Source organism: Paenibacillus sp. CCS19 (assembly GCF_033239625.1).
In the GTDB taxonomy this organism is placed as follows: domain Bacteria; phylum Bacillota; class Bacilli; order Paenibacillales; family Paenibacillaceae; genus Paenibacillus_T.
On record NZ_BTCK01000082.1, the window covers coordinates 1 to 10,849 of the forward strand.

At 51.3% G+C, this 10,849-nt stretch carries 8 protein-coding genes; 1 reads left to right on the forward strand and 7 read right to left on the reverse strand.

Features of this window, described 5'->3' with window-relative positions:
• Window positions 1–405 precede the first annotated feature (405 nt).
• Entirely contained in the window at window positions 406–1,992 is a 1,587-nt protein-coding gene (locus tag SBI19_RS28910; protein WP_317972995.1) for an S-layer homology domain-containing protein, read from the forward strand.
• 73 nt (window positions 1,993–2,065) lie between these two features.
• On the opposite strand, the gene SBI19_RS28915 is transcribed toward SBI19_RS28910, so the two are convergent.
• From SBI19_RS28915 to SBI19_RS28945, 7 genes are all read right to left on the reverse strand, one after another.
• Entirely contained in the window at window positions 2,066–2,842 is a 777-nt protein-coding gene (locus SBI19_RS28915; protein ID WP_317972996.1) for an excinuclease ABC subunit UvrA, read from the reverse strand.
• A gap of 197 nt (window positions 2,843–3,039) precedes the next feature.
• Window positions 3,040–4,407, reverse strand: a complete 1,368-nt coding sequence (locus SBI19_RS28920; RefSeq protein ID WP_317972997.1) for an ABC transporter substrate-binding protein — start codon at window positions 4,405–4,407, stop codon at window positions 3,040–3,042.
• Window positions 4,404–6,260 (reverse strand): sensor histidine kinase, encoded by a 1,857-nt coding sequence (locus SBI19_RS28925; RefSeq protein WP_317972998.1) that lies wholly within the window; start codon window positions 6,258–6,260, stop codon window positions 4,404–4,406. The genes SBI19_RS28920 and SBI19_RS28925 overlap by 4 nt, the downstream gene beginning before the upstream one ends.
• A gap of 21 nt (window positions 6,261–6,281) precedes the next feature.
• Window positions 6,282–7,895 (reverse strand): response regulator transcription factor, encoded by a 1,614-nt coding sequence (locus SBI19_RS28930; RefSeq protein ID WP_317972999.1) that lies wholly within the window; start codon window positions 7,893–7,895, stop codon window positions 6,282–6,284.
• Window positions 7,896–8,280: 385 nt separating this feature from the next.
• Entirely contained in the window at window positions 8,281–9,918 is a 1,638-nt protein-coding gene (locus SBI19_RS28935) for a b(o/a)3-type cytochrome-c oxidase subunit 1 (protein ID WP_317973000.1), read from the reverse strand.
• Between the two features lie 11 nt (window positions 9,919–9,929).
• Window positions 9,930–10,400 carry a cytochrome c oxidase subunit II gene (locus SBI19_RS28940; RefSeq protein WP_317973001.1) on the reverse strand — a complete coding sequence of 157 codons (471 nt, stop codon included), beginning with the start codon at window positions 10,398–10,400 and terminating at the stop codon, window positions 9,930–9,932.
• 16 nt (window positions 10,401–10,416) lie between these two features.
• On the reverse strand, window positions 10,417–10,590 hold the full coding sequence (locus SBI19_RS28945; RefSeq protein ID WP_317973002.1) for a cytochrome c oxidase subunit 2A: 174 nt from the start codon (window positions 10,588–10,590) through the stop codon (window positions 10,417–10,419).
• Window positions 10,591–10,849 lie beyond the last annotated feature (259 nt).

The window sequence follows — 10,849 nt, forward strand, 5'->3', positions numbered from 1 at the left end:
TCCCTCGCTTCGCTCTCAGGCACACGGCTCCAACTAAACATTCTCCTTGGGGGTGGTAAATTGGGGACTTCCGCTTGCGCGATGCTTAGCTTCAGGAATATGCAGTCGCTTCGCGAGGGATGGCGTGTGCGGGGGGCGCTTCGCGAGGGAATGTTCTTTCGATCGCCGTGAACTTTGGATTCCATGAACAATCAGATCAGACGCAGTAGGAATCCAAAGTCCAAAGCGAACGCTATCGCTTCTACAGAATCATTCCCTCGGTTAGCACACGGCTCCACCTAATCATTCGTGGAATCTATCTTCGTTGGTATTATTTTGCCCGTGAGCCGATAGGCAATAGATGATAAGATTGCGAGATATGAACTTTACGAGAGAGGGATGTTCGTGAAGCGGGGGATCGGAGTTATGGCGGCGGTAATCGTAAGTCTGTGCTTGATCGGACAAGCGGGTTATTGCTCGGCGGCGGCAAGCAAGCTGCCTTTTACTGATATATCGAACAGTTTCGCTAGAGAAGCGATAATAGATTTATATACGAAAAATATGGTGAACGGTACGACGGCTTCCACGTTCTCGCCGAAGAAGCCGATCACTCGAGCTGAGTTTACGAAGACGCTCGACATGCTGCTTGGACTTGATAGCGTTGCGAGTGCTATCTCGCCTTTCACGGACGTTTCCAAGAATGCGTGGTATTACGGCTGGATCCAGGCGGCCGTGCAGCTCGGCATCGCAGACGGAACGAGCGCAAGCACGTTCTCGCCGACGAAATCCGTGACGAGGCAGGAAGCGGCGTTGCTGCTTGTTCGCGCGCTGCGGCAAAGCACGGTGGCAACAGGTACTTCGAATGGATTTAAAGATGCAGCTAGCATCGCCAGCTGGGCACAGCCAGCCGTCGCTGCGGCGAAGAAGCTCGGGTTGCTTAAAGGCGATAGCGCGGGAAATTTCCGACCAACGGATTCGATCACTAGGGAGGAAGCGGCCGCGATGCTGGAACGGGTGCTTCAGAACGCTAAGTGGTCCGCTGCGCTGAAACAGCAGACGAATGACTCGATCCGGCTTGGCTGGCAGTACGGCCAGACGACGCCCGAATTCGAGCAAACAGTACTGCAATCGAATGTTAATACGTTGTCTCCGCGTTGGTATTTTATCGGAGCTGCAGGAACGATTACGGACAATACGGATAAATCGCTGATCACTTGGGCGAACCGCAACAACAAAAAGATTTGGGCCATGGTCGGAAATCGGAGCGACCAGGAGCTGACGCATGCCGTGCTGTCTGATTCTATAGCAAGAGCAGCGCTCGTGAACAACTTGGCGGCAGCCGTCCGAAGCAACGGTTTAGCCGGACTGAATATCGATTTCGAGAGTGTGGCGCCGATGGACCGGACGAATTTCACGACATTCATAACCGAGCTGAAGACAAAGCTATCGGCGATTAAAGCGGTGCTTTCGGTCAACGTCTCGCCGGATCTCGGCACGGATTGGACGGAAGCGTTCGACTACGCCGCGCTAGGCAAGCAAGCTGATTATATGGTCATGATGGGTTATGACGAGTATTGGAGCGGACGCGGAACGGCAGGCCCTAACGCTTCGCTCTCCTACGTGAACAATGCCGTCGAGAAGCTTCGTCAATCCGTACCGGACAACAAAATCGTGCTCGCGATGCCTTCTTATTTGATCGATTGGACATTGAACAGCGATGGAAACGTCGCTTCAACGAGCTATATGACGATGAAGGAGCAAAATGAAAAGATCGCAGCGTACTCGCTTCGTCCGGTATGGAATGAGGACATCGGCCAGTATACCGTTCAGTATACAGCCAATGGAACCGAGCACCGGTTATGGGTCGAAGACGGCCGTTCCTTAACGGCCAAATATCGGCTGATCGATGGCGCTCATCTCGCCGGCTGGGCTGTTTGGTACATGGGTGCCGAGAGCGCGGATATTTGGACAAGCTTGCGTAATGCAGAGAAATATTACGGCTATCATTTGTAATCATATGATTAGACTTTAGCAAAACACAAAAGCCTCCTTGCGTAAGGAGGCTTTTAACATGCATATATATGAATTAGTTCACGCCTTGAATCAACCGTTGGAGGCCGATTTTGTCCAAATAGGCTAGTCGAGCTTCGAGTTCAGCGATAAGATCTCCGGCAAGTTCAAGATCATTACCGTCGAGAGTCGTTGGGAGCTTGCGAACAAAGGCCAACAGCTGTTGGACCGACATTCGCGATGTGGCTGCATACGAACGGCCTTGGAGGGTAACGGACCGACTCTCCGGACTCAGCTTCGTTCCTTCGCATAGCGGACAAGCAACTGGTCCAGTAAAGTAGTTGATCAGCTTGCGATTGCCCTTTGATTTCGTACCTGCGTCACGCATATAACGCAGATCATGAACACATCCGCGATAATAGGCTGTTGCAGCCTTTTTCTTGTACACATACGAAACAGGTCTCTGATTATAGCCATACAGCAAAATATCAATAAACCGCTTATCCTGCTCGATCAGCGGCTTGTCGTAATAGATGTCGAGCATTCTAGCCAGCTGCTTGATAACTTCGACAGGCGCGCAATACGAGCCCGCCCACATGAGAACTGCCCCTTGCTTGAGTGACAGCTCAGGCGCAATCATCCGCTCCGGCACGATATCGATTACCGACCCCATTCCGTTGCAGACCGTGCAAGATCCATCCAGACGGATCTCGGCAAAATCGGTCGGCACGCTGCTGCCATCTGCGCGATTGCCGATCATCGCATAGATCGCTCTAAGCTGTTCGCGAATAGTAGTTATCGTACCGACGTGCGAGCCTGCTTTGGATGCGTCAAACGGTTTTATTTGAACCATTGCAACCCCTCCTCTCAACGGCTTTGGAAGCATACAAATAATTACAACTATTATATCGGTCACATGTTTATTAAACAATACACGCAATTAACGTTGTTACTGCTATATGTATTCATGGTTCGATTCATCAAGAATGCATTCACCATTGCGCCATGCAAGAAGCCGCCCGCACAATCGCGGACGGCTTTACGCAGCTTCTATGGATAGGTCCCTCTGTACGCGGTGTTCACCTGCGGCGCGATTTCCTCGAACGCTTTCTTCACGCTCTTGTTGCCAAGGAATATTTGATCAATGACAGGACTGAGAATCAGATTAATCTGCTCAATATTACGTAGATAATAATCAAAGGAATTAACACCGTTCTCATACGTCTGACGCATGACGGCATCCTCATAGCCGTCCGGATGACCCGGCTTAACGGTGGCCCATTGGGCGATCAGTTCCGGCTTCGTGTAATAATCCTTGAGCAGCGGCATCCAGAGACCGCTCGCATACATGTCAATGGCGTGCTCGGCATCGAGCAGCCATTTGTATAACAGCCAGGCCTCCTTCGGATGCTTGGATGTTGCCGACATGACGATCGGTTCGCCGAACTGAATTGTCGTACTTTTCTTCAGCTTCGGCAGCACGCCAACGCCGAAATTCACTTTGGCCGCGGCTAGATCCAGCTGAATCCACTGGCCGTCAATGTTCATCGCGACTTTCTTGCTCTGCAGCGAAAGCGTCGGCTCCGGCAGATTCTTGGCATCGATCGGAGATGGCGCGACATGATGAACGTAGATCAAGTCCACCATCTTCTGCACGGCGTCGATTACTGCAGGATCATCGAGATTCAGATGACTGCTGTCTTCCGCAATCATGCTCGCATCATTGGAAGGAACGAACAAGTGCCACAAGTAAGTAGGAAGCCGAACGCCATATTGCTTGATGTGAGCGGAATCAAAATCAGGGCTAAACGCGTTGTTTCCATTGCGATCGAACGTCAGTCGTTTAGCCGCCGAGACGAACTCGTCCCACGTCCATGCATCCTCCGCTTTTACTGGCGGCAGCGGAACGTTCGCGTCCTCGAACATGTCCTTATTGTAATAGATCGCGAACGATTCCTCCGTTACCTTGACGCCGGCGATTTTGCCCGTATCCCAATACATGACGGCATTCGGAATAAGCGTCTGCTCGTTCACCTCAGGGTCTGCATCCATGAATTCCTTCAAATTATGCAGCTTGCCCTGCTCCGCCCATTGCAGCGCGGATTCCTTGTGCAGCAGGAATACATCCGGCGCTTTGTTGCTCGCATACAGCGTCGTCAGCTTCGTGGCATAATCGCCTGGGGCGTAGATGCTGCTGACATGAATATTCGGATACTGCTCCATGAACTTCGCAATCATCCGTTCCTGAGCAGCCCTCTCGTTCGCCGTCCCCCAGAATGCATACGATAACTCCACCTTAGGTTGTCCGTTCCCTGTATCGGATGGATTACCCGTGCTGTTCTTCGCATTCCCATCTGGCTGGCAGCCGGCAGCAAGCAGCAGGACGCTTAATAACAGCAATTGCAGACCCTTCCTCATGCGCTGGCCCCCTCTTCAGCAACGCTGGTCTCTTGATAGGTTCCCATCTGAATGACGATTCGAGTGCCTTGCCCCTCCGTGGAGTAAATATCGATCCCGTAATTAGCTCCATACAGCAGCTTAATCCGTTTCTCTACGTTAGCCATGCCTGTTGAGCGGATTTTGCCCGACTTAATGCCGTCGATTCGCTCTCTTGAGATGCCCGTACCGTTATCCTCAACGGAGAAAATAACGCGGTCCTCATCAATCCAGCCTTTCACAGCAATAACGCCGCCTTCATCCATCTCAGCCAGACCATGAATGATCGCATTCTCAACGAACGGCTGGAGGAACAGCTTCGGCACATGCATGTCATTGAGCCGCTCATCCACCTCATAGGCGACGGTGAATAAATTCTCGAAGCGGGACGACATGATGTACATATACTTGTCCAGCCAGTCCAGATCAATCCGAAGCGGCCATGTCTCGTCCTTGTTGCGCGTCGTCGTCTGCAGCATCTCCGCAAGGCTGAGCATAATACGGCTCATCTCGGTCTGATTGTTCTCGACCGCAATCCAATACAATGTCGTTAACGTGTTGTATAGAAAATGAGGATTGAGCTGCAGGTTGAGCGCCATCAGTTCGGCTTCCTTCTGGCGAAGCCGCGAAGCGTAATTCTCCTCAATGAGCGTCTGAATGCGCACATTCATCCCATTGAACGTTCGTACCAGTTCGCCGATCTCGTCATGCCCTTGCTCCGGCACTTGCACTTGGAATTGACCGCGTTCCATCATCTTCATCGCTTTGCGCAGTCGAATAATCGGCTTCGTAATCATAATGGATAACAAATACGCTAACACGATCGATACGACCAACATCACAGCGAGAAACACGAATGAATACGAACGAATCGCCTTCAGCTCCTGCAACGCGTCTGCGACTGGAACTTCAATATAAGAGATCCATCCGGTGCTCTCCATCTGGCTGTAGCTGATCAGCATCTTACGACCGTCGATCACTTGCTGCATGCTGCCACGCTCGTTCCGTGCAGCTTCTTCGAACCAGATCGGTTTCTGCTCATCGATAGGATCGCCCATAGAACTGATGACCGAAGCGCCGTCCTTGTTCAATATGCCATATGAGATATGCTGCATATTGCTCTTCTGCGCGTATTCGGTGAACATTCTGCCCATGAATTCAGGGGTCAGGCTTACCATCAGGACGGGCCGCTTCGTACCTTGCGGCATCGCGCGGAATACGCCCTGCTCATCGATGAACGTCAAATTCAGTTCTTTCACAGCGGAAATCAACCGATCGAATTCGAACGATAGATTCTTCATCCCATCATCTTGGAACGCTTCGGCGTAAGAATAGGTCGGAACCCACGCCAAGTCTCCTTGACTCTCGATGGAAGCCCGATACAGCTTGGAACTGAAGAAATGATCCGGCGTTACAAACATCCGTACGGAGTTGCCGAATGTATATTCAGGCGTAACAATGAACGAAGAATAGATGTCGTCGCTGCCGAAATATTTGAACAATATGTTCGTAATCTTGCGGTCCGCAATAATGAGCGACTCGTTATCGTACGATTTGACCTCCATAATCGCTTTGTACAGCTCATTATCGATCGGCAGCACTTCGCTCTTGTCGCGAATGTCTCGCAGCTTCTCGTCCAACAGCTGGTTGTTGTTCATCACAACACTGCCAATGCTCTCCTGCACGTTGCGCAGCATGTTGCTCGCACTGATCTGGTAGTAAGCGAAGCCGAGAATAAGGATAATGAAGCTCACTAGTACAAAATAAGATACAAATAACTTAAGACGGAATTTGACATTGCCTGCCCATTCCGTCATTTGTTTCATGATAGGCATCGGTCGATTAGCCTCGTTTCATCAAGATGAGAACATGCGGCGGAATTCGTCCGGCGGATACAGATACATCTTCTTGAACACCTTGTTGAAATACTTGATGTCCTTGTAGCCCACTTGCTTGGCGATATCGGATACTTTCAAGTCCGATTGCAGCAGCATGCTGCGCGCCTTCTGCATACGGCTCTTGACGAGGAAGTCCGTGAACGACTGGCCAAAATGATTTTTGAACAAGATGCTGAAATACGATGAATTGTAATAAAACCGCTGCGCGACGGTTTCGAGCCCTAGATCCTCGTGCAAATTATCTTCGAGGTATTCTTTGCATTTCTGCATAATGAGCTCGCTTCGAGACGACTTGTCCTTCTTCATCTGCACCATTATATCGGTTAAGAGCCGAAGGGCCACCACAACCGTCTCGCGCAGCGTATCGGCCTGCATGATCTCCTGGTCAATGCGATCGGCAAGCTGTCGGTGCATATCATCGCCGATGACCAGCTCTGCCCGTTTCATGCAGGTGAGCAGCAGCTGGATCGCGCTGCATTTCATCCGGAACGGCGTCGGGTAGCCGGACGCAATCCGTTCCATCATCTCGCGAAGCGCATCGCAAGCCTGCTCCAATTGCCCTGCCGTCACGATTTCTTCCAATGCGGCCGTATCCTTCACCGCAATCGTCGAAACCGGCGCCTGACGAAGCAGCTGATCGAGCTCCAATGCCGTGACCCACATGCCTTCCGGCGAATAATAGAGATGCGCGAGCGCGCTCTTCGCCGATTCGCAGCAGCTGCGAATATCCCGCTCCAGATTCAACGCATCAAGGCCGATGCCTACGCCTACCGATCGATTATAGATGTTTTCGAGCTGAGCGAACGATGCGCGCAGACGCGAAAGACCGATTTGACTCGAATCAAGATCCTTCCACTCGATAATCGTATATAATCGCTCTTTCTCATGCTCTGGCGAGAGAACGAGCGTATTCGCAAATGGTGCAAGGGACTGCGTGATTGCGCGCTTAAGCATGCTTTTCCACTCGCGATCGCTGTCCTTCTTAGTGCCGGACTTCGTCTCTGCGATCAGAACGGTACCGAACCCCGTGAAAGAAAGATGACTGCGAAGCTCGATTTGCTCCGATGGCTGAAGCTCCTCGGTCATCCATTTGTATGCGAGATGCTCGACGTATACAGGCTTCGTATGCGCGAGTTGATTGGATAACTGCTCGGCCTCCGAATTGCGGCTAATCTCCTTAGCGATCTGCTGTTCCAAGCCCTCTAATAATGGCTCAAGGTGAGCGGTGCTCACCGGTTTCACCAAATAATCGTTCGCGCCAAGCCGCAGCGCTTGCTGTGCCAAGCCAAACTCATGGAATACGCTTACAAAAATAACCTTGGTGCGTCGATTCAACGAAATCGTATTAAGCGATTCCAGAAATTCCATCCCATTCATAAGCGGCATCTGGATGTCCGTGAATACGATATCCAGTGCTTTGCTTTGCGTCATCTCAAGTGCTTCTTTGCCGTTCTTCGCTTCATGAACGCGATAGTCAGGTCGCAGTGACCGCACCAAAGCCGCTAATCCGCGCCGCTGCTTCGGTTCATCATCAACGATTAACACTTCAAGTCCGCTTGTTGCTGCTGGCATGATGAGATCATCTCCTTCGACTGCTTGATCCGTTGAAAGTATCTACTCTTATTGTAAGTTGAATCAATTTCAATGAAAATGCGTAGAACGGTGAAAATAATTGGAAAGGTCGATTGTTATTAGATCGTCACGAGATCGCAATACGATCTCTTGCCTCTTCTAGGCCCATCTGCTGCTGCAGCGGTGCACTGCATTCCATAAGTTCGTTCAAGAGGCGAAGCAAGCGTCGGTCTCTATCCGAAAACATTAGTCTATTGTCAATTAAGCGGCCGAAACATGCAATAGTACGTTTTTCAGAAAATCGGTTATTATTTTCATAACAAACAGAATAAGAACCACCCACAAAGGATGGTTCTCTCGTATCTAACCTTGTTCTCTATCTCAATTACCAAGTCACATACCCAGGGGAAGTGACGGTTGTCTGGAACATATCGATGACCGGCAATGTATATGCGAACAGAATGAGGACGACAGCAATGCCAACCCACAACCCCCAGCGCTCCAGATAACGCGGCGTCTCTTCCGCGCCTTCCGCCGTTTCTCCGATCGGATACTCCGTCTCGCCCTTCGGACCGCGCATCAGATTGTATACGATGTAGGCTAGAATCAGCAGTCCGATGAAGAGGATCATACCGCCGACCGCCATTGCCACATGGTACGGCATCCACATGATTGCATCTGGATGGTCATCATAGGTCGTATATGCGGTACGTCTCGGATCGCCCAGCAGCCCAACCGTATGCATCGAGCCTGACATGAAGAACATCCCGATACACCAGCAAATCGTCTGTGCAATGCCTAGACGGTTCATTCTTGCGGTCAGTACGCGTCCGGTAATATGCGGAATGAGCCAATACGTAATACCGAAGAACGTCAATGCGACGCTCGTCGCAACGGTCAAATGGAAGTGTCCGGTTACCCACAGCGTGTTATGGACGACCGCATTCATCTGGTTGCTGGCATTAATAATGCCGCCCGCACCAGCAGGAATGAACACGAGCATGCCCATGAACGGTGCGAAGAAACGAACGTCCTTCCACGGCAGCATTCGGAACCAGCCGAACAAGCCCTTCGCGCCTCTCGAGCGGCCATACAGCTCGAATGTCGCGAATAAGGAGAAGGCCGTCATCAACGATGGAATGATGACCATGAATGTCAACACAACCTGCGTATATTTCCAGAAGCCGCTAATGCCTGGTTCCATCAGCTGATGGTGGAAGCCGACCGGAATCGAGAACAGCAGGAACAGAATGAATGACATGCGGGCCAGCGAGTCGCTGAAGATCTTCCCGCCGATGATCTTCGGAATGATGACATACCAACAGATGTACGCCGGCAGCAGCCAGAAGTAAACGAGCGGATGACCGAAGTACCAGAACAACGTGCGGCTTAACACGACGTTGACCGTATCTACCCAACCGAATGACCACGGAATGAGCTGCACGACGACTTCAACCGCAACGCCGATCGTAGCGATCTGCCAGAGCAGCATGGTCACGACCGACATGTAGGCGAACAGCGGCGATACTTTGCCTTTGTGCATTTTGCGCCACGACATGTACTGCCGGAAAATACCGAACCCGCTCAGCCAACTGCCGACAACAACGAGCGCGAGTGCGATATAGAACCAAGGCGATGCTTTCATCGGTGCATAGAACGTATACAACACGGATGCTTTGCCCAGCAGAATGACGATTACCCCGATCACCGTACCGAGTGACATCGTCGCGTAGCCGATCCAGCCAAGCTTGCGTACGGATGGCAGCAGCTTGCCGCCAAGCGTATGCGATACGCCTGAGTATAGAAACCCGATAATGAAGTAAGTTGTGAAAATAAGCGCCATCAACACGCCGTGCGCGGTCAACAGCTCGTAATACCCGATGTTCGCAGGCAAAGTGATCATCCCGCTCCGCACCGTTCCTTGCAGCATACCGGCTACGCCGCCAAGCATCAACGCGACGAATGCGAATAGTATATGCGCGAGCACCAGCTTGCCATCGCTACGATCAAACGGTTGTTTCATTCGTACTCCTCCTACTTGACGACAATGGTAGTCTTCATATATTCATGTCCCGTACCGCAATACTCGTTGCACAGCACTAAGTACTCACCCGGCTTATCGAACTTGTGGCTAATATGGCTCACCTCGCCAGGCTCGATCATCATGTTGACGTTCGTTCCCACAATCTCGAAGCCATGGACGACGTCCGAGCTCGTCACGGTGAAATCGATTGTAGCTCCTACTGGCACTTCCAATGTTTGCGGCTCATAACCGAATGCATAAGCGATCAGCACTGCTTCATAACGGTTGTCGCCTGTCTGCTTCAGGCCCGGGTTGTCGAACGGGGCCGTAGTCGTCACCTTCGTCGGGTCAATCGTATGGTGATGCTCGCTTGGAGGCGACATGCCCATACCGAATGCCGTCGCAGCGATGACGACGAGGAATATTGCGAGCATTGAGATGCCGATGCTCAGCCAGATCTTTTCCAGACGATGAACATGCATGCGATACACTCCTTCTCTAATTTCGAGCGATGAATAATACGAATACCCCGATCCAGCTGATGGCGATGAACGCCCCCAGTATTAAGACGGATACGAATGTGCCAGATAATCCTCCTGGCTCTCTCTTTTCCAGCTCCGCCTTGCTAAGCGCCCCCGGTTTTTGCTTCTCTTGAGGTCGGATTTCAGTCATGCGATAACCTCCTGTGTGGTTCGGATACTCTCATTGTAGGGCTGAGAGCGTTCGCACACTGTGCGAAACATCACATGAGCAGAGATTGAAATGTGACCAATCGGTGGCGATAATCAGGGGGCAGGCCCCCTGATGACCCCTTGTTTTCATGCAACTTCTTCTAAACTTCAAAGACTACTTTTTTTACCCATTAAAACCAGATTTTCTACCCACCCAAACCCTCCCTGCTAGGGATGGCCCCAAAGGGCTTTTGCCCTCT

Excerpts from the sequence above, each read along its gene's own strand:
- SBI19_RS28945 (WP_317973002.1), bottom strand. The coding sequence starts at position 10,590 with ATGACTGAAATCCGACCTCAAGAGAAGCAAAAACCGGGGGCGCTTAGC.
- SBI19_RS28915 (WP_317972996.1), bottom strand. The coding sequence starts at position 2,842 with ATGGTTCAAATAAAACCGTTTGACGCATCCAAAGCAGGCTCGCACGTC.
- SBI19_RS28925 (WP_317972998.1), bottom strand. The coding sequence starts at position 6,260 with ATGCCTATCATGAAACAAATGACGGAATGGGCAGGCAATGTCAAATTC.
- SBI19_RS28910 (WP_317972995.1), top strand. The coding sequence starts at position 406 with ATGGCGGCGGTAATCGTAAGTCTGTGCTTGATCGGACAAGCGGGTTAT.
- SBI19_RS28935 (WP_317973000.1), bottom strand. The coding sequence starts at position 9,918 with ATGAAACAACCGTTTGATCGTAGCGATGGCAAGCTGGTGCTCGCGCAT.
- SBI19_RS28920 (WP_317972997.1), bottom strand. The coding sequence starts at position 4,407 with ATGAGGAAGGGTCTGCAATTGCTGTTATTAAGCGTCCTGCTGCTTGCT.
- SBI19_RS28940 (WP_317973001.1), bottom strand. The coding sequence starts at position 10,400 with ATGCATGTTCATCGTCTGGAAAAGATCTGGCTGAGCATCGGCATCTCA.
- SBI19_RS28930 (WP_317972999.1), bottom strand. The coding sequence starts at position 7,895 with ATGCCAGCAGCAACAAGCGGACTTGAAGTGTTAATCGTTGATGATGAA.